Source organism: Kineosporia sp. R_H_3, from assembly GCF_002198675.1.
Classification (GTDB): domain Bacteria; phylum Actinomycetota; class Actinomycetes; order Actinomycetales; family Kineosporiaceae; genus R-H-3.
In genome coordinates this window covers 1-21453 of record NZ_MWLL01000162.1, presented here as the reverse complement: position 1 = coordinate 21453, position 21453 = coordinate 1, and the positions used below count along the sequence as shown (strand labels likewise).

The window sequence follows — 21453 nt, the reverse complement described above, 5'->3', positions numbered from 1 at the left end:
CCCGGACGCTGCCATGACGGACTGTCATGTCGGCCCCGAATTCGCGTAGTCGATCGTGCGCGGAAAGTTACTTCAGGCGTGCTTGACCCGGCGAGGACCACGAACTGGTGACACGCGGATGACACGCCCGTCACGCATGGGTGCGGGATCTCCGCAAGGGACGAAAGTCCGTCGGGCCGGTCAAGGTGACGTAAGGGGTAGTCATGTCTCGTCGTGGGCTGCGGTTCCGCCAGTCTCCACTCGCACGCAGGCGGGCGCTGTCGTGGCTCGTCGTCCCGGCCCTCGCCGTCGCGGCGACGGTCGTGCCGATCCTCGCGGGCGTCGTGTCACCCGCGCAGGCGGCGACACCGAGCCGGATGTGGCTCGAGGTCGTCAGCAGCGCGACGGGCAGCCCGGCGGTCGGCGAGTACCGCTGGCTCGTCACCCGCGAGGGTGTCCAGGACGTCGGTGACCCGTCGTCCGACCGGTCGACGCCGGAGGGCGCCGCCAACCTCGGCAAGTGCCTGCCGGCGAGCAACGCCGCCGGTGACACGAAGGCGGGCTACACCCCGGCCCTGTCGTACCAGGCGAACGCCCCCGTCTTCGGGCAGCCGGACCCGGTCGCACCCGTGACGTCGACCCTCGGCACGGCGAACTGCCCGTGGCCCTCGGTGCGGCCGACCGCCGGCGACACCCACACCGTCGCGTCCGGCGACCAGGACGACGTCGCCGCGGACGGCACGGTGACCTTCACCGACGGCTCGGGGGCCGCCGCGGCCGACCAGGACCTCGCGCCCGGCAGGTACCTCGTCTCGGTCGTCGCGAACGGGTTCAAGATCGGCGGTGCCCACTTCTCGGTGCCCATGACGTCGTCCGCCCCGGCGACCGTCACGCTGCCGACGACCCCCACGCCGCTGGGCAACATCCGCGTCCAGGTCTTCGAGGACGCCGCCTTCGTCGACGGGACCTACGCGGCCGGTGCCGAGGGCCCGGACCCCGGCAACAACGACGTCTTCACGAAGATGCCCGGCTTCCAGGCCTTCATCAGCGACGTCATGGGCCCGGTGACGACCGACTTCTTCGGCAACCCGCTGTGCACCCACTACGTCCACACCCCGAAGGGCACGGTCACCGCCGACACCCCGGACGGCGACGGCCCGATCGCGAAGGACCCGGACGGCAGGCCCGTCGTCGACGGCACGAAGCCGGCGAAGTGCGTCACGGACGCCCGCAACCAGATCCTCATCCCCAACCTCGGCCCGAACCGCTACGGCGTCACCGTCAACCCGCCGGCCGGCCAGGTCTGGTCGCAGACGACCAACCTCGAGGGTGGTCACGACCACGACGTGTGGGTCATGGAGAACGACACCGGCTTCGACACCGAGCTCGTCGTCGGTGGTGAGCCCGTGCCGTTCGTGCCGTTCGGCTTCGTGAAGCCCAAGAGCATCGGCGGCGGCACCAACACGGTCACGGGCCAGGTCATGGCCGGCCTCAGCTACATCGGAGGCCCGGGCGGCGGTCAGACGATCCCCGCCGAGCCGGGCGTGGGCACGGGTGCCTACAAGGGCCCGATCGACCGGCCGTGGGTCGCGCTGTCGGACCTGAACAACGGCGACAAGCAGGCCTGGACCGGTCGCGGCGACGCCGACGGCACCTTCACCGTCAGCGGCGTGCCGGACGGCACCTACGCGCTGACGACCTGGGACGACGCCCAGAACTACATCATCCAGAACGTCACGATCTCGGTGCAGGGCGGCGAGACGCTCGACGTCGGCAAGCAGTTCCTGCCGGGCTGGTTCACCGAGATCAAGGGCACCGTCTTCGTCGACGACAACGGCAACGGCCGACGGGACGCCGGTGAGCAGGGCCTGAAGAACACGATCGTGACCCTGCGGGAGCGCGACAACACCCTCATGGACCAGTTCGCGAACACCGCGACCACGGACCAGAACGGCCACTACGCGCTGACCCAGTCCTACCCGCTGACGAAGTGGCTCGTCCTCGAGCACTTCAACACCCTCTACGAGGGGACCGGCGTCACGGTCCAGGCCTCGAACGACCCGACGCCGACGACCTACCACGGCTCCGCGGTCGACATCAGCGTCGCCAACATCATCGGCCTCGGCGGCACCGTCGACTGGGGCGTCAAGCCCTACGACGCCGGGACGAACGGCGGCATCGCCGGCACCGTCTCGTACGACACGACCCGCAACGAGCTCGACCCCCGCTACGACGCGGCCGAGCCGTACCAGCCGGGCATCCCCGACGTCACCGTGAACCTCTACCCGACGCTGCGGTGCGAGACGGGTGCGGTCGGCGTGCAGCGCCTCTTCGACCCGAAGACCGGCGCCGAGCTGCCCTGGGTCGACGAGGGCAGCGGTGACCCCGTCGCGGCCTGCACGCCGGGCGCGCTCATCGACGACCCGGACGGCACCGGGGAGCCGCACAAGGACCTGAGCCACCTGCTCGGCACCACCGTGACCGAGCACTGGGCGGCGCCGACCGGCTGCACCGCCCGGGACTACCAGGGCAAGCCGCTGACCGACCAGCTCGCGCTGCCGGCCTTCGGCGACCCGAAGAACCTCTGCGTCGAGGCCCCGATGGGTGGCTTCCAGGCCCGCCCCTCCGAGGTGACGACGGACGCCGACGGGAACAACGTCGACTTCGCGCAGACGGTGAACGGCAACTACGGGTTCTCCGAGTCCGAGCTCAACCTCTTCGCGCCGGGCGACCCGAAGAACCCGGCCGCCGGTCACGACCTGCCGCTGTACGCGAACCTCGCCGACGCCGGCTTCGACCCGCAGCCCCTCCCCGCGGACGACTACGTCGTCCAGGTCGTCAGCCCTCAGGACGACAAGGGCAAGCCGGTCTACCAGGTCACCAAGGAGGAGGACGTCAACGTCTTCGACGGTGACGGCCGCGACGCCCAGGAGAACTTCGCCCACGGCCAGGTGACGACGGTCGACCAGACGCCGCAGCTGGCGCCCGGCGACGCGCCGACGTCGTCGACGCCGCCGGAGCCGCCGAGCCAGCAGGCCGGCATCGTCCCCGCCTGCGTCGGTGCGCCGCACACCGTGCGGGTGACGAACCCGAACTTCGCCGACGCCGGGGGCAGCCCCTTCGAGGGCCAGGACCGCCCCCTGTGCGACGAGCGGCTCGTGACCCTGCGCAGCCAGCAGGCCGTCGCGCCGACGTTCTTCATGTTCACCCCGGTGCCGCTGCCCACGCACTTCTGGGGCATCGTCATCAACGACCTCGGGCTCACGTACGACCCGCGGAGCACGAACTACGGCGAGGCGCAGGGCATCGGCAACGTGCCGGTCGGCCTGTACGACTTCCGGGGCGACCTCGTCGACACCGTCACGACGGACTTCAACGGCTTCTACGAGGCCATCGAGCCGTCGACGAGCTCCTACAACTGCCCGCTGCCGGCCGGCCCCTGCCCGGGGATGTACCGGTTCGTCGGCAACGACCCCGGCCAGCCGGACCGCGCGAACGCCAACTACGACCCGCGGTTCCGCACGATCGCCACGAACTTCCAGGCGTGGCCCGGGCTGTACACCGTCACCGACACGGCGCCGACGATGGTCGCGAACCAGATCCTGACGCCGGGCTCGACGACGCCGACGCAGCCCAACTGCGACGTCGTGACGACCGACATCCCCGCGACGGCCACGGCACCGGGCGTCCGGGCCACCCCGCAGCTGTTCGCCTCGAGCAAGGTCGTCCTCGAGACCGGCTCGAACGCGTCGGCCCGGGCCGTGGCCCTGAGCGGCGCCGGCTTCGGGACCACGAAGGGCCGCGTCACCCTGACGACCCCGTCCGGGGGAGTGCGGACCCTGCAGGGCGGCGACATCGCGACCTGGTCACCGACGAGGATCACGTTCACCGCGCCGAACCTGCCGCAGAACACCTACCAGGTGGCGGTCACGACGGCCGGGACGACGGCCCTGGCCGCACGGTCGACGGTGACCGGGCTGACCCTTCACGTCGTGGACTCGCTGGCCCACGTGTTCATGGTCAACCCACCGGCGAACCTCGACCCGGCCGTGCCGGCCGCTCGGCGGTCGACGACCGTCCAGGGGGCCCTCGACAAGGCCCGTGACTACGTCAGCGGCGGCAGCAACCGGAGCACGCCGGTCGTCGTGGTCTACCCGAACCCGTCGGCGGGTGCGTTCAACGCGCACCGGGGGTACGTCGAGAACGTCATCGTCCAGTCCCGGGTGCGGCTCCAGGGCGTCGGCCCCGGTGGCCTCGACCCCGTGACGAAGCAGTGGGTCGCCGGCTCCGAGCTGAGCGGCCTGGGCTTCGACGCCGACCCGGTGACGGCGGCGACCTGGTACGACAAGCTCGCCTCCCAGCCGCACGGCGGGATCGCGGACGTCGCGGACGCCGCGGTCGTGACGATCGTGCCGCCGGCGCCCGGCGGGACCGTCGGCCGGCGGGCCTTCCTCGACACCACCGCGGGCCGGTCGATCATCGACGGGTTCAGCATCACCGGTGGCCACCAGATGGGCGGCGGCGGCAACGTCAACGCGATCACCGGCGCCGTGCACACGGCCGTCGGCAGCGCCGGGGCGACCGTGACCCAGGGCGGCGGCATCTACGCCCACGCCTACGCCCACGACCTGCAGGTCACGAACAACGTCATCGCCGGCAACGACGGCACCTACGGCGGTGCGGTCCGGATCGGGACGCCGTTCGTGGACAACACGAACAGCGGCAACAGCAACCAGAACCGGGACATCCGGATCGCGAACAACTACATCCGGGACAACGGCGGCATCAACCTCGCCGGCGCGGTCGGGATCTTCAGCCAGGCCGACCGGTACGTCGTCGACCGCAACGTCCTCTGCGGGAACTTCTCCGCCGAGTACGGCGGCGCCGTCACGGTGTACGGCCGCAGCCCCAACGGTTCCGTGACGAACAACGACGTCTACTACAACCTCAGCTACGACGAGGGCGGCGCGCTCATGCTCGCCGGTGAGCTGCCGGCCGACCCGGACCAGGTGTCGCGGGGGATCGGTCAGACCGCTTCGACGACCCGCGTTGCGGGCAACGAGTTCTACTACAACAACAGCAACGACGACGGCGGCGCGGTCCGGCTGCTCCAGGCGGGCACGTCCCGCTTCGACATCTACAACAACATGATCGCGGACAACGTGTCGGCCCACGAGGGCGGCGGCGTCGCCCTCGACGACGCGCCGAACGTGCGCTTCTACAACAACACCGTCGTCAACAACGTCACGACGGCGACCGCGATCACGAGCGACGGCCGGCCCGCCCCGGCAGGCCTGTCGACGGGCGACACCAGCGTCCAGCTCAGGGCGGCCGCGGGACTGCCGCAGTTCTCGCCGCCGGTCATGTTCAACAACGTGTTCGGCAACAACCGCGCCGGGACCTGGGACGCCGCCGGCGGGACGGTGACCGGCATCGGTATCGGCGGCACGTCGGACGTCAGGGTCTGGGACATGGGCGCCCCCGGCAGCAGCGGGGTCCTGACGATCAACCGCTCGGTCTACCAGCCGGCCGACGCGACCGGGTCGACGGACCCGGTGCTCGGCACCGGGAACACCGCCACCGCGGCGACGTTCTTCCGGCCCGTCGACCTGTCGGTCTCGGTGCTGCCGTGGCGGACGATGCCCGCCTTCCGGCAGGCCATGATCGTCACGCAGAACCTGCCCCTGTCGCGCTACAGCCTCGACTACCGGCTGCGGCCGGGGGCGAACTCGGCGGCCGGACTCGGCCGGTCGACCGTGGGCGGCGTCGCCGCACCCGCGACGGACTTCGAGGGCACCGCGCGCAACGGCTCGAGCATCGACGCCGGGGCGGACGAGCGATGAGCCGCGACACCTCCACGAACCGGTCCACGTCAGACGAGGGGACAGCCGTGAACGACACCCCGGCACGACGCGGCGTCAGCCGCAGGAGCCTGCTCACCGGCGGGCTCGGGATGGTGGGTGCCGGCGTCGTCGGGGCCACCGTCCTGCAGCCCCAGCTGGCGAGCGCGGGCCTCAACGACCCCCGCCCGGCCGACGTCGCGGCGGCCAAGGCCGGGCTCACCGACGGCCGCACGCTGCACCTCGCGGCGACCGACGGCTGGGTCGGGATGCCGACGGACGCCCCCGCGCGGGCGCCGTTCTTCCCGGACGCCCTGGCGCCCAGCCCGTTCAACACGTACGTCTTCGGGTTCCGGGACGTCACGCACCTGCACGCGGCCGACGGCTCGATCTCGGACGCGAACCAGGCGAAGCTCGACGCGCTCAAGGGGCACGCCCAGATCAGCGCCCCGCTCCTCGACTTCGACGAGATGACGAGGGTCCGGGTCTCGCTGACGAACCTGGGGCTGGCGATCCGGCCGGACCTCACCGACGGGCACACCGTGCACTGGCACGGCTTCGACAACGCCATCCCGCTCTTCGACGGCGTCCCGGAACTGTCCGTCGCCGTGCCCATCGGGCACACGTTCACGTACTACTACCAGCCGCGCGACGCCGGCACGTACATGTACCACTGCCACTTCGAGGACGTGGAGCACGTCCAGATGGGCATGACGGGCATGCTCTTCGTCCGGCCGAAGCAGAACGGCACGACGAAGAACCACGGCGGCAAGACGTTCTCGAGGTTCGCGTACAACGACGGCGACGGGTCGACGGGCTACCACCGCGAGTTCGCGTTCATGCTCACCGAGCTGTGGTCGGAGGCGCACTACCGGGACGCGCACATCCAGGTGAACGACTGGACCGACTACGCGCCGAGCTTCTGGCTGCTCAACGGCCGCGCGTACCCGGACACGCTGGCGGACAACGGCTCCCTGGACGCCGGTTCCGGCGACTTCGCCGTCCCGGCCGACGAGCGGCTGCGCTATCAGCCGATCTCCTCGCTCGTCGAGGCCAACAAGGGCGACCGGGTGCTGCTGCGGCTGTCGAACCTCGGCTACCAGCAGCACGCCATGACGCTCGACGGCCTCCCGATGCGGGTCGTCGCCAAGGACGCCGGGCTGCTCCGCAACGGCGGGACCGACCTCAGCTTCCTCACGAACACCGTCGAGATCGGCCCGGGGGAGAGCCGCGACGTCCTCGTGGACACGGACACGGAAGGGGAGTTCCTGCTCTACGACCGGAACTTCTCCTTCCTCACCAACGGCGGCGACTCCACGCAGTACGGCGGCCAGATGACGAAGGTCGTCGTGCACCCCGCCGGGACCCTGGCGCCCCAGTCCCGCGCCAACGAGAACCCCCACGCCTGAGCCGGTCGAGGAGACGACGATGCGAACCAAGCTTCCCCGGGTGATCTCCCGGGTCGGTGGGGCCGTGCTGGCAGGCGCCGTCGTGGCGCTCATGGCCGCGACCCCGCCCGCCGCGCAGGCGGTCACGGACGGCGTGGAGTGCGAGACGCCGACGAGCGCGAGCGACACCGCGGAGAGCTACGTGCTCACCGCGAAGTCGGGCTACGTGTTCACCCCGGACGGCAACTCCATCTTCATGTGGGGCTACGCCGGCAGCACCGGCAGCTTCCAGCTGCCCGGTCCGACGCTCTGCGTCACGGCCGGCCGGACGGTCTCGGTGACCCTGAAGAACACCCTGCCCGACCCGGTGTCCATCGTGTTCCCGGGGCAGCAGCAGGTCACCGCGGACGGCCAGGCCGACGCGGCGAACCTCGCGGCGAGCCCGCCGACCCTCGCCAAGCCGGCGGCGCGGACGAGCGGGACGGTCACCTACACGTTCGTGCCCGACAAGCCCGGGACCTACCTGTACGAGAGCGGCACCGACCAGCGCAAGCAGGTGCAGATGGGCCTGTTCGGCGGGCTCATCGTCCGCCCGGCCAACTACGCGAGCGGCGGCGCCGACGCGCACACGGCCTACGGGACAGCGGCGACGAGGTTCGGCGAGGGGCAGGAGTACCTGCACATCCTCTCCGAGGTCGACCCGGCCGTGCACCTCGCGGTCGAGAAGAACCGCGTCGTCAACTGGGCCGGTTACCGGCCGCGCTACTTCATGATCAACGGCCGGAGCATGCCGGACACGCTGGCGCCCAACCGGGCCAGCTACCTGCCCGCGCAGCCGTACAGCGCGTTCGTCCACGTGCAGCCGTTCGACCCGACCGCCAACCCGGACCCGGCGATCATCCGGTACGTCAACGTCGGCACGGTCACGTACCCGTTCCACCCGCACGGCAACTCCCAGCGGGTCGTCGGCCGCGACGGCCGCCCGCTCCAGGACGGCGCGGCGGACCTGAGCTACGACAAGTTCCTCGTCAACGTCGGCCCGGGGCAGACCGTCGACACGCTCTTCTCGTGGACCGACGTCGACATGTTCGACCCGATCGACAACTCCCTCGCCGAGTTCGTCCCGAACCAGGCGGACGTCATGACGACGGGCGACACCTTCTACAGCCAGAGCCCGTACCTCGGCAGCTACGCCGACCCGATCCAGGGCGTGACGAGCTACAACGTCTGCGGCGAGTACTACCACGTCGCCCACAGCCACGCGCTGCAGCAGTCCACCAACTACGGCGCGGCGATGGGCGGGATGATGACCTTGATCCGCATCGACCCGCCGTCGGCCCTGCAGACCGTCGACAAGCCGTGCAACTGACCGGAAGGACGAGGACGATGCGAACCACTCCTCGGTACCGGCGCGCCCTCGCGGGCCTCGTCGGGACCACCCTCGCCCTGACGGTCCCCGTCTGGGCGGCCTCGGCGGCGTCCGCCGCGGTCGGCGCGTGCGCCGGCACCGCGGACACCTCGCTCGACCTGTGGACGGCGAGCGGCAAGGTCACGCTGACCGCCGGCGCCACGCCGGTCAGGGCCGACGTGTGGGGCTACTCCACGACCGGCAATGTCACGGACCTGACCGCCCCCGGCGGCCCGCTGCTCACGGTGACCAAGGGCAGCAGCGTCCAGGTCACCCTGCACAACGGGCTGGCCGTCCGCTCGTCGCTCTCCCTGCCGCAGATGGACGGGTTCACCGACGACGCCGGCGGTGCACCGGCGGGTGGCACCCAGACCTACTGCTTCACCGCGGGCCGGGCCGGCACGTACCTCTACCAGGCCGGTGCCACGGCGACCGGCGCGCGCCAGGTCGCGATGGGCATGGCCGGCATCCTCGTCGTCCGGCCCGCGGCCGGGGACGTCGCCGCGAGCATCGACGGCACGGCGGCCACCGGGTACGCCACCGAGGCACCCCTGCTGCTGCAGGAGATCGACCCCGCGCTCAACGCGGACCCGACCGGCTTCGACATGCGGCTCTACGCGCCGAAGTACCGGCTCATCAACGGGCGCACGTTCCCGACGCGGACCGCGACCGACCACGTCGCCGCCACCGCCGGGACGACGCTCGCGCTGCGCCTGGTCAACGCCGGCATCGTCGAGCACTCGCTCGGCGCGCTCGGCCTGCGGCAGAGCGTCGTCGCCCTCGGCAGCCACGTGCAGGCGCACCCGGAGGACCTCTACGCAGAGACCCTCCAGCCGGGCGGCACGCTCGACGCGCTCGTCGCGATCCCCGCCGCCTCGCCCTCGGCGCCGACGTCCTACGTGCTCTACGAGACCGCGGCCGGCAACGGCGTCTCCTCGCTGCAGAGCTTCTCCGGCATGGCGACGACGATCGACGTCGCGCCGGCCGCCGTCGACCCGAACGCCCCCGTGGTGTCCGCGCTCGTGGCGTCGCCGGCGAGCGTCACCGCCGGCACGGACGTCCAGGTGACCGGCCAGGTCACCGCCGGAACGCTCGAGTGGCAGCTCGACGGCGTCGGGCCGTGGACCGCGGCACCGTCGTTCCCCGTCACGGTCCCGACCACCGGCCTGGCCGCAGGTGCCCACACGGTGTACGTCCGCGGTGCGGACGGCGCCCTCACCGGCGCCGCCGCGACCGTGGGCCTCACCGTCCAGGCCACCGGCGCGGGGGCCGACACCACCGGCCCGCTCGTCACCGGGACGACCGTCTCGCCCGCGAAGGTCAAGGGCGGTCAGACGGTGGCGGTCAGCGCGACCGGTGACGACCGGACGACCGGCGGCTCGAACGTCGTCTCCGCGACCGTGTCGCTGGACGGCGGCGCGACGGCGCCGATGACGCTCAACCGCACCGACAACCCGGTCGCCGCGCTCACCGCGACGGTGTCCTCCGCGGCGGGCGGCCACCACACCGTCGCCGTCCGCGCCACGGACGCGGCCACGCCGGGGAACACGAGCACGACCCCGGGGACGGCGACCTTCGACGTCGACGCCACCCTGCCGACCGTCGGCACCGTCGTCGTCAGCCCGGCGGCCAACAACGGCACGCTCGAGAGCCGGGTCGGGGCCGGGGTGTTCAGCGTCTCGGCGGTCGTCACCGACCCGACCGCGGACGGCGTCGGCGGCAGCATCGGCTACGGCGAGGCCTTCCTCGACAACGCCGGCGGTGCGGTCGGTACCGGGTTCCCGATGGTCCCCGGCACCGGGGTCGACCCGACGAGCGCCTCCCAGGCCGCCGGCGGGGTCACCGTCGTCGCCGACATCCCGCTCAGCCAGCTCACCGGCATGGCGGGCGGCAGCACGCACACGATCTACGTGCGGGGCCGGGACGGCGTCGGCAACTGGAGCGCCGCGATGGCCTCGGGCACCTTCCTCGTCGACAGGACCGCCCCCACGGTGTCGAGCACGACCGTGGCGGCGAACCGCGGGGCGAGCACCGTCACCGTGTCCGGTGCGCTGGCCGACACCGCACCGAGCGCCGGCTTCACCGGTGCCGGATGGGTCGAGGCGTGGGTCGGCACGACCGCACCGGCCGTCGGCGGCGGCACCCGGCTGGCGGTGACGGGGACGTCCTACTCCGGCCCGCTCACGGTGCCCGTGCCGGCGTCCGGCAGCAGCACCGTGCGGGTCAACGTCCGGGCCCGGGACGGCGCGGGCAACGTCAGCGCCGTCCGGAGCACGAACGTCACGGTGACCGCGAACGCGTTGTTCTCCAACGGGTTCGAGACCTCGGCGTCGCCGTACGGGTGGAGCAGCCGCAGCGGCTCGATCCTGTCCAGGACCACGGCGGCAGGGGTCCGGATCGCCGGTGCCGCCAGCGGGTCCCTGTCCCTGGCCGGGTCGACGGCGGGCTACGTCGTCACCACCGGTCCGGCCGCGGAGACCGGCTACCACGCGTCGTTCGCCGTCCGGCCGCTGGCGACCGGGAGCCCGGCCGCCCCGGTGCCCTTCCCGGTCTTCCGCGCGGCCTCGGGCACGTCGGCCTCGGGCGGCGAGGTGTTCCGTGTCGACATGCAGCGCACGTCGGCCGGCGTCAACCAGCTCCGCCTCACCGCGGGGACGGCCCAGACCACCTGGGTGAGCCTGCCGACGACCGCGGGTGCGGTCAGCTCGGTGACGGTGGACTGGACCCAGGCCGGGGCGTCCCTGACCGTCAACGGCACCACGGTGGCGACGGCGGCCTACACGACGACGGCGACCGTGGAGACGGCCTTCCTCGGTCGGACGGTCGGTGCGAGCACCGGTCTCGGCGGCTCGCTCGTGCTCGACAGCTTCGTGTCCGCCCGCGACCACCTCCCGCTCCCGTGACCCGGGCGCAGACAGGAGAGGCAGCAACCATGACGACAGCGACCGCCCCCCGTGGGGCACGCAACCCCTGGGTCCTGCGCGGCGTCACCGTGCTCGTCGTGCTGGCGATGGCCGTGTTCGGCTACAGCCAGCGCGCCGACGCGCGGCAGCGGCCGAAGATGCCCACGAGCGCGACGTTCGAGGGCAGGTCCGGGATCCGCGTCACCCGGGTCGCCGTCGTCGGGGACGGCGGCCTCGTCGACGTCCGGTTCGTCGTCCTCGACCCGCAGAAGGCGCACCGGTACCTCGGCGACAAGTACAACGGGCAGGACCCGAAGGCCGACCGGAAGGCGGTCGAGGCACCGACCCTGCGCAGCGGCTCGAAGCACACCCGGCTCAAGGACGTCGCGTCGATGCACCAGCACGCCGACTACGTCGCGGGCCAGTCCTACTACCTGCTCTACCTCAACCCCGCCGGCGCCATCAAGGCCGGCGACCGGCTCGACCTGGAGGGCACCGCCGTGAAGGAGAACCTCGGCGCCCTGCCGGTGAGCTGACGACGTGGCGACGCCCCGCGCCACGGTCGGGCTGCGGCGCGCCCTCGCCGCAGCGGCGGTGGCCGTCGGACTGGTGGTCCTCACCGGTCCGGCGGCCACCGCGCACGCCGACGTGGACCGCAGCGACCCGCCGAACGGCCGCCGGCTCGAGGTCGCGCCGACCCAGGTCTCGGTGACCCTCACCGAGCCGGTCGAGCAGGACCGCACCCGGGTCCGGGTCGTCGACGACGCCGGCCGTGACGTGCCGGTCGGGCCGGTCCGGGTCACCGCCGTCGACGTCGCGCGGATCGACGGGCCCGTCACGGTCACCGTCCCGCTGGGGGAGACCCTGCGGACCGGCAGCTACCACGTCTCCTGGCGGACCGTCTCCTCCAGCGACATGCACTCGACGTACGGCACCTTCACCTTCGGCGTCGGGACGACGGTCGCGGCGAGCGCCGAGGTGTCGTCGGCCGCGGGCGGCCTCCGGCTCCCCGCCGAGACACTGCTGCGCTGGGGTGTCTTCACCGGCCTGGCCGGGCTGCTCGGGGCCTCGTACGTCGGCCTGGTCGCGGCCCGCCGGACCGGCGGCACCGCGGCCGTCGACCGGCTGCTGCGCCTGGGGTCGCGGTCCGCGGCGGGCGCCGTGGCGGCCGCCGCCCTGCTCGAGGCGGTCCTCGTCGCCGGGGCGCCGTCCGCCGCGTGGACGTCGGACTTCGGCCGGGTCTGGGGCGTCGTCCTCGCACTGCTGCTCGTCGCCGCGCTCACCGCCCGGCGGGCCGCCCGCAGCGCGACCGGCCGGACCCGGTCCCTCGGGCTCGCCCTCGCGGCCGCCGCGGCCGCCTGCACCGCGTCCGGGTTCGTCGGCCACGCCGCCGCCGTCCGCGGGGCCGGCTGGGTCACCGCGGTCACCGCGGCCCACCTGCTCTCGACGGCGCTGTGGAGCGGCACCGTCCTCGCGCTCGTCGTCCTCGGGGCCGCCCGCCGTCCGGTCCTCGGCGCCGTGGCCGCCGTCGCCGGCCCGGCGGCCGCCGTGAGCCTGGCGTCGGGCCTGCTCCTCGCCGGTGTCCTCGTCCCGTCCCTCGGCGCCGCGACCGGCTCCGACTACGGCCGGGTCCTCGTCCTCAAGCTGCTCCTCGTCGCCGGGGCGGTCGCGCTCGGCGCGGCCAACTCCGGGGCCCTCGGCGTGCTCCGGCGCCGGCCGGGGCGGGTGCGCGGTGCGGGGGGCCCGCCCGGCACCCGCCTCGTCACCGCGGAGGCGGCCGTCCTGCTCGGCGTCCTCGCGCTCGCCGGCGTCCTCGGCTCCTCCGGACCGCCGACCGCCGTCCGGTGGGCCCCGACGCCGACGGCCGTCGCGGACGGCGCGCCGGTGACGCAGTCGATCGACGACCTGCTCGTCGGGGTGTCCGCGACGCCGAACGTGCCGGGGCAGAACTTCGTCACGGTCGACGTCCGGAACACCCGGCGGCCGGCACCCGGCCCGGTGACCGCCGTCGTCGTCGCGGTCGGCGGTACGGCCGCCGCGCCGGCCCGGGCGCAGGGCGACGGCACCTGGCTGCTCCCCACCGACGCGCTCGCCCGCTCCGGGCCGGTCGACGTCGCGGTCCGCGTCGTCCGCGGCGGCCTGCCGGACGCCTCCGGGCGGTGGACGTGGACCGTCGCCGCGGCCCCGGGCACCGAGCAGGGCGGCCGGTCGACCCGGCCCCTCGTCGTCCTCGGGCTCGTCGTCGTGCTCGGGACGGCGGCCGCGGCCGGCCGGGGAAGTCTGCGGCGGCGCCGGGCGTTGGGCGTCCTCGGACGGCATCATCTGCCGACGACGACAACGACGAAGGGACCGCCTCGTGAGCGAGCGCGCCGTAGCCGACTTCTGGTTCGACCCGATCTGCCCGTGGGCCTGGATGACCTCGCGCTGGGTGCTGGAGGTCGAGAAGCAGCGGCCGATCCAGGTGAAGTGGCACGTCATGAGCCTGTCCGTGCTCAACGAGGGGCGTGACCTGCCCGAGCAGTACCGCGAGCTCATGACCAAGGGCTGGGGTCCGGTCCGCGTCGTCAACGCCGCGCGCATCCTGCACGGCGACGACGTCGTCGGCCCGCTCTACACGGCGATGGGCACCCGGATCCACCCGGGCGCGAACTCCGACTACGACGCGGTCATCGCCGAGGCGCTCGCCGAGGTCGGTCTGCCGGCCGACCTCGCGAAGTACGCGACGTCCGACGAGTACGACACCGAGCTGCGCGCCAGCCACGAGGAGGGCATCACGAAGGTCGGCACCGAGGTCGGCACGCCGATCGTCGCGTTCGACGGCGTGGCCTTCTTCGGCCCGGTCGTGACCCCCGCGCCGAAGGGCGAGGCCGCCGCGAAGCTGTGGGACGGCTGCGTCCTCGTCGCGTCGACGCCGGGCTTCTACGAGCTCAAGCGCACCCGGACCGAGGGCCCGATCTTCGACTGAGCCGCGACCGGCCCGGTCTCAGACCACGATCCGCATCGGCAGTCCGGCGGCGTCCGTCCCGCCCCCGAGGACGACGGCGTCGCCGGACTGCCAGCGCCACGCCGACCAGGCGGTGGCCAGGGCGTCGAGGTGGTCGTCGCCGTCCGGTGCGTCGTCGAGCGCCGCCGCGGCCGCGGGCGTGAGCCAGCGGCGCAGCGCCGCCTCCCGCGCCGCCCGCCCCGGTGCGGTCTTCTTCGACGGCAGCGGGTCGCGCCAGGCCCGGCCGGCGAGCGCCATGAACGACAGCTCCGGGTGCACCTCGGCGACCCGGTCCGCCATCGGGTGCGGACCGGCGGCCGCCGGCCGCAGCACGGCGTCCAGCGCCAGGACGACGCGGCGGATGCCGTAGGTCTGGGCGCTCACCGAGCGGCCGCCGAGCAGGTCGCGGGCCACCGCCCGGGCGTCGGCGTAGGTGGGGGCGGCGAGCACCGGGCGCGGCGGTGCGAGGAAGACCCGGGCCGACGCCGCCCCGAGCAGCCGCTTCGCCTCGAGGTCGCAGGGCCGCCAGCCGTCGGCCGGTAGGCCCACGGGGCAGTCCACGCCGACCGCGGCGGCACCCGCCGCCGCCGCGAGGTCGAGCACGGCGGCGGCGCCCGCGGCGTCCTGGCCGGGCACGGTGCGCCACGTCACGTGCCGCGCGCGGCCGCTGCCCGCGTGCACCCGGACGACCGCGACGGCCCAGCCGCCACGCCGTCCGTCGACCCCGACGACGACATCCACCCGGCGAGGCTGCCAGACTCTGCGCCATGCGCGTTCACCTCGGGGCCGACCACGCCGGGTTCGAGCTCAAGGAGTACCTGCGGCAGCACCTCGCCCAGGCCGGCCACGAGGTCGTCGACCACGGGCCGTCCGAGTACGACTCCCAGGACGACTACCCGCCGTACTGCCTGCGGGCCGCCGAGGCGGTCGTCGCCGACCCCGGCAGCCTCGGCATCGTCATCGGCGGCTCCGGCAACGGCGAGCAGATCGCCGCGAACAAGGTCAAGGGCGTGCGCGCCGCGCTCGCCTGGAGCGTCGACACCGCCCGCCTGGCCCGCCAGCACAACGACGCGAACGTGCTCGCGGTCGGCGGCCGGATGCACGCCCTCGACGAGGCCTCGTCGTTCGTCGACGCCTACCTCTCCGAGCCGTTCTCCGGCGACGACCGGCACTCGCGCCGGATCGCCATGCTCGCCGACTACGAGCAGACCGGGGTGCTGCCCCCGCTGCCCGGCGGCGCGCGGGGCTGACCGCCCGCCTGTCCGCGTCCCCGCCTGCACACCGGTCGCCCCGGTTCCGGGCGGCGCCGACGGCCCAGGTGTGCTGAAGTTCTCCGGTGCCCGAAGGTCATACCGTCCACCGCCTCGCCCGTGAGCACCTCGCGACGTTCGGCGGCGCCCGCCTCGCCGTCGACAGCCCGCAGGGCCGCTTCGCCGCCGGGGCCGGGCGGCTCGACGGCCGCACGCTCGCCGGCGCCCAGGCGCACGGCAAGCACCTCTTCCTCGGCTTCGCCGACGACGCCGACGCCCGCCCCGACGCCTGGCTGCACGTCCATCTCGGGCTCTACGGGAAGTGGACGTTCGGGGCCGGCGAGCCGCCCGCGCCGCGGGGCGCCGTCCGGGTCCGGTTCGTCTCGGACGACGCGTGGGCCGAGCTGCGCGGCCCGACGGCGTGCGAGGTCCTCACCCCGGACGACGTCGCGCACGTGCGCGCCCGGCTCGGCGCCGACCCGCTGCGCCGCGACGCGGACGTCGCCGGCGCGGGGGAGCGGGTCCGCCGCTCCCGGGCACCCGTCGGGGCGCTCCTCATGCAGCAGGAGGTCGTCGCCGGCGTCGGCAACGTCTACCGCGCGGAGGCGCTGTTCCGGCAGCGTCTGGACCCCTGGTCGCCGGGCCGGGCGCTGACGTCCGACGGCTGGGACGCCCTGTGGGCCGACCTCGTCGTCCTCCTCAAGGACGGCGTCCGGCGCGGCCGGATCGTCACGACCCTGCCCGAGGACCGCGACCGCCGCAGCGGCACCGTGCGCCGGGACGACGCGCACTACGTCTACAAGCGGACCGGCCTGCCGTGCCGGGTCTGCGGCACCCCGGTCGTGTCCGAGCCGATGGTCGGCCGCACGCTCTACCGGTGCCCGTCCTGCCAGGCCGCCTGAGCGCCGACCTGAACCCGTCGCGCCCGACGGGTTCAGGTCGGGGCCCGCGCGACCGAGCACTGAGGGGAAGGCCGGGTCCGCCCACCGGACGAAGGAGCTACGGATGACGTCGCCGCGCCCGACCACGGGCGAGCTCCTGCACGCCCTCGGCGACCCCGACCCCGGGGTCCGGGCCGCCGCCGTCCTCGCGCTCGCGGACGTCGAGGCCGCCGTCGGGTCGTTCGTCCTGCGGATGGCCGTCGAGACCGACGCCCAGGTCCGGGCCGCCCTCGTGGCCCAGCTCGTCCGGCACGACCGCCCGGACGTCGTCGACGGGCTCGTCGGGCACCTGCTGAGCGACGACGCCGCGCTGCGCGTGGACGTCGTCCACGTGCTCTCCCGGACGACGGCCTCGACCGTCGCGCGGATGCCGCAGTGGCTCGCCGACCCCGACCCGGACCTGCGGATCCTCGCTGTCATGGTGCTCGCCGAGCTCGACCACCCGAGCGTCATCGGCTGGCTCAGCCGCCTCGTCCGGGAGGACGAGCACCCCAACGTCGTCGCCGCGGCGGTCGCCGAGCTCGTCGTCCGGGCCGGCCCGGCGTGCGCCGCGGACGTCCGGGCCGCCGCCGCGCGCTTCCCCGACGACCCGTTCATCACGTTCTTCCCCGGTCAGGGCTCGGAGGGGCCGCGGCGCGGCACCGTCGAGTCCGCGCTCGGCGCGCCGCCCCCGGTGCCCCCGGTGCCCCCGGTGCCTCGGCAGGGCCCCGGGGAGCCGGGGACGGGGCCGCTCGTGCTCGTCGTCGACGACTCCGCGACGTACCGCACGTACCACCGGCAGATCCTCGAACGCGCCGGGTACCGGGTGCGCGAGGCCGGCAACGGCGACGAGGCGCTGCGGGCCGCGCTCGGCGTCCGCATCGACCTCGCGGTCGTCGACGTGAACATGCCGGTCATGGACGGTTTCACCTTCCTCCAGGCCCTCGGGCAGGTCTTCCCGGGGCGGCGGATCCCGGTCGTCATGGTGAGCTCCGAGGCGGAGTGGGCCGACTCGTCCCAGGCGTACGAGCACGGCGCGGACGCGTACGTCGTCAAGCCCGCCGACCCGGTGCAGCTCGTCGAGGTCGTCCGCCGGCTGCTCGCCGGGGAACCGGTCGCCGACCTCGTCTGAGCGACCCTGCCGGACCGCCCGCCGCGGCCGACCGGTGACCGTTTCCGCCCGGCTCGCTCAAGCGCACGCCCCGACGAGCCGACTCAGCACACATGCCGATCGCTGACCGCCTTCCTCGCGGGGCAACGCTGACACCCGAGTCCTTCGCGGCCCGCCACACCGTGGTGACCCGCCTCGTGTGGACCCACGTACCGCTGCTGCTCGTCCTCGGGCTGCTCGGGCCGATGCCGCTGTGGGAGGCCCTCGTCCTGCCGCTGCTGCCGGCCCTGCTCGCGGTCGCGGGCACCGTCGCCGGGCCGATGCGGCTGCGCTCGGAGCTCATGAGCGTCGCGGCGATCTCCACCTCGTTCGTCGCCATCGAGCTGAGCGGCGGTCGGCTCGAGGCGCACATGCACCTGTTCGCGATCCTCGTCTTCGTCTCGCTCTACCAGCAGTGGACGCCGCTGCTGTGGACCGTCGGTGTCGTCGTCGTCCACCACGGCGGCCTCGGGCTGCTCGCACCGCACCACGTCTTCGGCATGGACATGTCCTTCCTCGTGACCCTCGGCATGGTCGCCGTCCACGCCGGCATCGTCGTCCTCGAGGTCGTCGGCATCCTCGTCGTCTGGCACTTCAGCGAGGAGAGCGAGGGCCACGTCAGGGCCGTCATGGCGCAGGCCGAGGCGGAGCGTGCGGCGCTGGAGTCCGAGCGCTCCGAGCAGGCCCTCCTCGACGCCGAGCGGGAGCGGGAGCGCGTCGCGCGGCTGTCGGCGCTCGCCGGCCAGGTGGCCGCCGAGGCCGAGGTCGTCCGGTCCGGGGCCCAGGAGGCCGCGGCTGCCGTCGCGATCGTCGACGGCTCCGTCGGCATGCTCGCCTCCGCCGTCAACGACATCGCCCAGCGCTCCCAGCAGGCCGCCGACACCGCGTCGTCCGGTCAGCAGGTCGCGGTCGCCGCGGCCGAGGAGGTCCGCCGCCTCGAGCGCTCCATGGGGGAGATCGCCGACGTCAATGCGATGATCGCCCAGCTCGCGGAGCAGACGAACCTGCTCTCCCTCAACGCGACCATCGAGGCGGCCCGGGCCGGCGAGATGGGCAAGGGCTTCGCCGTCGTCGCGAGCGAGGTCAAGCAGCTCGCCAACGAGACGTCCGAGTCGGCCGGCAAGGTCAGCTCGGTCATCGCGAGCGTCGTCCAGGAGACCGAGGCGGTCGCGCGCAGCTTCGCCTCGACCTCCGCCGTCGTCGGCGAGATCCACGGCCTCCAGGTCGACATCGCCTCCTCCGTCGAGGAGCAGGCCGCGACCCTCGCCGAGGTGACCCGCGAGCTGAGCAACGCCGCCCAGGCGGCGCAGGCGATCCTCGACGGGCTCGAGCGGCTCACGCTCACGGCGTCCGACGCCGCGGGCTGACCGCGGGCCCGGCACCGCGGGCCCGGCACCGCGGGCTCAGCCGAGGCCGGGGGCCCGCCGGGTCCACGGCCGGGCGCCCTCGAGGTGCGCCGCGAGCCCGAGGAGCAGCGCCTCGCCGCGCACGCCGAGGCCCGTCGTCGACCCGGTCGAGAGCATGACCGACAGCGGGGTGCCGTCCGGGTGGACGCCGGCCGGGACGGCCACCGACGGGTACGCGGCGAGGTTCCACAGGCCGTGGAAGCCGCCCGTGTAGCTCGCCGCCGCCCAGTAGTTGTGGAACCAGCCGCGGCCCGCGTGCCCGTCGGCGGCGACCGGCGGGGTCGCCAGGCCCGGGGAGAGCACGACGTCGTGCTCGGCGAGGAAGACGTCGAGCCGCTCGCGCCATCGGTCGGTGTCCGCCTCGGCGACGAGGCCCAGCCGCATCGCGCCGCGGCCGAGCCGCGCGTGGGTCCGCGTCCGGCGCGGGAGCGCGTCACGGGCGGGGCCGGAGAGCGCGGCGTCCGCCTCCGTGCCGCCGAACCAGCGTGCCGCGGCCCGGACGACGAACCGCAGCGGCACCGGGAGCTGCCGCTCGACGACCGTGTGCCCCGCGGCCCGCAGCGCGTCCGCGGTGGCGAGGGCCGCCGTCCGCCACGCCGGGTCGATCCGGGTGCCGGGGACCGGGGACGCGGTGGACACCGCGACCCGCAGCGGCCGGCCGAGCGCCGCGAGGTCCGGCGCCGCCGCGAGGGCCGGGTCGGCGGCCATGACGGACAGGCCGAGCGCGGCGTCCGCGACCGTCGTCGCGAGCGGGCCGTTCTCCGACATCCGGGTCCAGCTGTCGTGCCCGATGTCCGCGGGGACCGTCCCGAGTCCCGGCTTGAGGCCGACGAGGCCGCAGCACGCCGCCGGGATCCGGATCGAGCCGAGCCCGTCGTTGCCGTGCGCGAGCGGCACGAACCCGGCGGCCACCGCGGCGGCGCTGCCGCCGGACGAGCCGCCCGGCGTCCGGGTGAGGTCCCAGGGGTTGCGGACCGTGCCGAGCGGGCCGTCGGTGAACGGCCACACGGACAGCTCCGGCACGTGCGTCCTCCCGACGACGACGGCGCCGGCCGCACGCAGCCGCTCGACGACGACGTGGTCGGACGGCGCGGCGGCGGTGCCCGTGTGCGGGCTGCCGTCGCGCGTCGGGTGACCGGCGAGCGGGATGTTGTCCTTGACGGCCACCGGGACGCCGGCGAGCGGCAGGTCCGCCCGGTCGGCGCGGGCGTCGACGGCGTCCGCCTCGGCGAGCGCCTCCTGCACGCGGACGGCGACGAAGGCGCCGACCCGCCCGTCGAGCGCCGCGATCCGGTCGAGATGGTCCTGGACGACGTCACGCGCGCTCGCGCGACCGCTGCGGACGTCGTCGGCGATCTCGACGGCCGTCCGGCCGAGGTGGGACACGTCGCCTCCGGGGCGCTCGCAGGGGCCGGTCCAGCCGGTCGGCCAGATCATCCCCCGTCGCGGCCCGGCGGTCCATGGGGCCGGGCCGCCACGACCGTGTCGACGACCGTGTCACTGCGTGGTGCTGCCCCGCGGGGTGAAGACCTGGATCCGCACCACGTCGAAGGCGGGCGTCTGGTTGGCGCGCTGCATCATCGGGATGCGGTGCGAGCCGTCACCGGCCCAGACGGCGCACTGCGCGAGCCCGGCCCGGGGGAGCCCGGTGACCGTGACCTCGACGGTGTCCGCCGTGCTGCTGCCGCCGCCGTCCTCGGTGGCCTTGAAGAAGGCGGGCACCGGGGCCGGGTCCGGTGCCCGCCGGCTCGAGTCGAGCATCCGGCAGGCCGTGTGGAAGTGCCCGCGCTGCAGGCCGTCGGCGTTGAGGTAGGAGCTCTCGAGGTAGTAGCCGCCGGCCGCGGCGCCGAGGAAGCGGTCGCGCACGAGGTTGCGGGTGCTCACGCGCAGGGTGAACGAGCGGCCGACGGCGACGGCCCGCGGTGCCCGGGTGATGAGCAGCGAGGGGTTCTGCTCGGCCGGACCGACCTCGCCGAACGAGGTCTGGACGCAGCGCGGCCCCTCCTGGAAGCCGGTGTGGGCGGAGAGGTCGCTGTTCGCGCACGAGTTGCCGAGGATGAGCAGACCCTGCGGGGTCGTCGTCGGGTCGCCCTGCGCGGCGGCGAGCCCGACGACGTCCACGGGAGGCGTGCTCGCCGACGGGGCGACGAGAGCGCCCGTGACGGCGACGCCCAGGCCTACGCCGAGCGCCACGAGGGCGGCGGTGCGCAGGGAGGTGGGGGAGGC

The 21453-nt window shown here is 74.1% G+C and carries 13 protein-coding genes and 1 pseudogene; 11 read left to right on the top strand and 3 right to left on the bottom strand.

The window, feature by feature from the left end; translation table 11 throughout:
• The first annotated feature begins 203 nt into the window (after window positions 1-203).
• The 7 genes from ECOMGDLI_RS17355 to ECOMGDLI_RS17325 are packed head-to-tail and all read left to right on the top strand — an operon-like array spanning window position 204 to window position 14483.
• Entirely contained in the window at window positions 204-5822 is a 5619-nt protein-coding gene (locus ECOMGDLI_RS17355; protein ID WP_088318118.1) for an SdrD B-like domain-containing protein, read from the top strand.
• 47 nt (window positions 5823-5869) lie between these two features.
• Window positions 5870-7228 (top strand): multicopper oxidase domain-containing protein, encoded by a 1359-nt coding sequence (locus ECOMGDLI_RS17350; protein WP_158221042.1) that lies wholly within the window; start codon window positions 5870-5872, stop codon window positions 7226-7228.
• Between the two features lie 19 nt (window positions 7229-7247).
• Window positions 7248-8576: a multicopper oxidase domain-containing protein gene (locus tag ECOMGDLI_RS17345; RefSeq protein WP_143447761.1), complete on the top strand. Its 1329-nt coding sequence runs from the start codon at window positions 7248-7250 to the stop codon at window positions 8574-8576.
• Window positions 8577-8593: 17 nt separating this feature from the next.
• Window positions 8594-11518: a multicopper oxidase domain-containing protein gene (locus ECOMGDLI_RS17340; protein WP_088318115.1), complete on the top strand. Its 2925-nt coding sequence runs from the start codon at window positions 8594-8596 to the stop codon at window positions 11516-11518.
• A gap of 29 nt (window positions 11519-11547) precedes the next feature.
• Window positions 11548-12054, top strand: coding sequence for a hypothetical protein (locus ECOMGDLI_RS17335; protein WP_088318114.1), 507 nt, complete (start codon window positions 11548-11550; stop codon window positions 12052-12054).
• Between the two features lie 4 nt (window positions 12055-12058).
• Window positions 12059-14026 carry a copper resistance CopC family protein gene (locus ECOMGDLI_RS17330; RefSeq protein ID WP_088318113.1) on the top strand — a complete coding sequence of 656 codons (1968 nt, stop codon included), beginning with the start codon at window positions 12059-12061 and terminating at the stop codon, window positions 14024-14026.
• Window positions 13932-14483 (top strand): disulfide bond formation protein DsbA, encoded by a 552-nt coding sequence (locus ECOMGDLI_RS17325; RefSeq protein ID WP_143447764.1) that lies wholly within the window; start codon window positions 13932-13934, stop codon window positions 14481-14483. Before ECOMGDLI_RS17330 ends, ECOMGDLI_RS17325 begins: the two co-directional genes overlap by 95 nt.
• Before the next feature lie 18 nt (window positions 14484-14501).
• Here ECOMGDLI_RS17325 and ECOMGDLI_RS17320 read toward each other — a convergent pair whose 3' ends face one another.
• The gene (locus ECOMGDLI_RS17320; RefSeq protein WP_088318111.1) at window positions 14502-15242 is read right to left on the bottom strand and encodes a DUF429 domain-containing protein; all 741 of its coding nucleotides are present in this window, start codon (window positions 15240-15242) and stop codon (window positions 14502-14504) included.
• Between the two features lie 26 nt (window positions 15243-15268).
• Between ECOMGDLI_RS17320 and ECOMGDLI_RS17315 the strand changes: the two genes are divergently transcribed.
• From ECOMGDLI_RS17315 to ECOMGDLI_RS17300, 4 genes are all read left to right on the top strand, one after another.
• The gene (locus ECOMGDLI_RS17315; protein ID WP_088318110.1) at window positions 15269-15751 is read left to right on the top strand and encodes a ribose-5-phosphate isomerase; all 483 of its coding nucleotides are present in this window, start codon (window positions 15269-15271) and stop codon (window positions 15749-15751) included.
• Window positions 15752-15837: 86 nt separating this feature from the next.
• Complete coding sequence (locus ECOMGDLI_RS17310) at window positions 15838-16653, top strand: Fpg/Nei family DNA glycosylase (RefSeq protein ID WP_088318109.1); 816 nt, start codon at window positions 15838-15840, stop codon at window positions 16651-16653.
• A gap of 103 nt (window positions 16654-16756) precedes the next feature.
• Window positions 16757-17803, top strand: a complete 1047-nt coding sequence (locus tag ECOMGDLI_RS17305) for a response regulator (protein ID WP_088318108.1) — start codon at window positions 16757-16759, stop codon at window positions 17801-17803.
• A 92-nt stretch (window positions 17804-17895) separates the two neighbouring features.
• Window positions 17896-19188: a methyl-accepting chemotaxis protein gene (locus tag ECOMGDLI_RS17300; RefSeq protein ID WP_088318107.1), complete on the top strand. Its 1293-nt coding sequence runs from the start codon at window positions 17896-17898 to the stop codon at window positions 19186-19188.
• Window positions 19189-19224: 36 nt separating this feature from the next.
• Here ECOMGDLI_RS17300 and ECOMGDLI_RS17295 read toward each other — a convergent pair whose 3' ends face one another.
• On the bottom strand, window positions 19225-20613 hold the full coding sequence (locus tag ECOMGDLI_RS17295; RefSeq protein ID WP_198954953.1) for an amidase: 1389 nt from the start codon (window positions 20611-20613) through the stop codon (window positions 19225-19227).
• A gap of 111 nt (window positions 20614-20724) precedes the next feature.
• Window positions 20725-21453: pseudogene (locus ECOMGDLI_RS34710) on the bottom strand (hypothetical protein); the annotation flags it as partial.

Bases quoted from the DNA above. Each gene is read 5' to 3' on its own strand.
- ECOMGDLI_RS17300 (WP_088318107.1), top strand. From the start codon at position 17,896: ATGCCGATCGCTGACCGCCTTCCTCGCGGGGCAACGCTGACACCCGAG.
- ECOMGDLI_RS17345 (WP_143447761.1), top strand. From the start codon at position 7,248: ATGCGAACCAAGCTTCCCCGGGTGATCTCCCGGGTCGGTGGGGCCGTG.
- ECOMGDLI_RS17325 (WP_143447764.1), top strand. From the start codon at position 13,932: ATGACCTCGCGCTGGGTGCTGGAGGTCGAGAAGCAGCGGCCGATCCAG.
- ECOMGDLI_RS17305 (WP_088318108.1), top strand. From the start codon at position 16,757: ATGACGTCGCCGCGCCCGACCACGGGCGAGCTCCTGCACGCCCTCGGC.
- ECOMGDLI_RS17315 (WP_088318110.1), top strand. From the start codon at position 15,269: ATGCGCGTTCACCTCGGGGCCGACCACGCCGGGTTCGAGCTCAAGGAG.
- ECOMGDLI_RS17355 (WP_088318118.1), top strand. From the start codon at position 204: ATGTCTCGTCGTGGGCTGCGGTTCCGCCAGTCTCCACTCGCACGCAGG.
- ECOMGDLI_RS17340 (WP_088318115.1), top strand. From the start codon at position 8,594: ATGCGAACCACTCCTCGGTACCGGCGCGCCCTCGCGGGCCTCGTCGGG.
- ECOMGDLI_RS17335 (WP_088318114.1), top strand. From the start codon at position 11,548: ATGACGACAGCGACCGCCCCCCGTGGGGCACGCAACCCCTGGGTCCTG.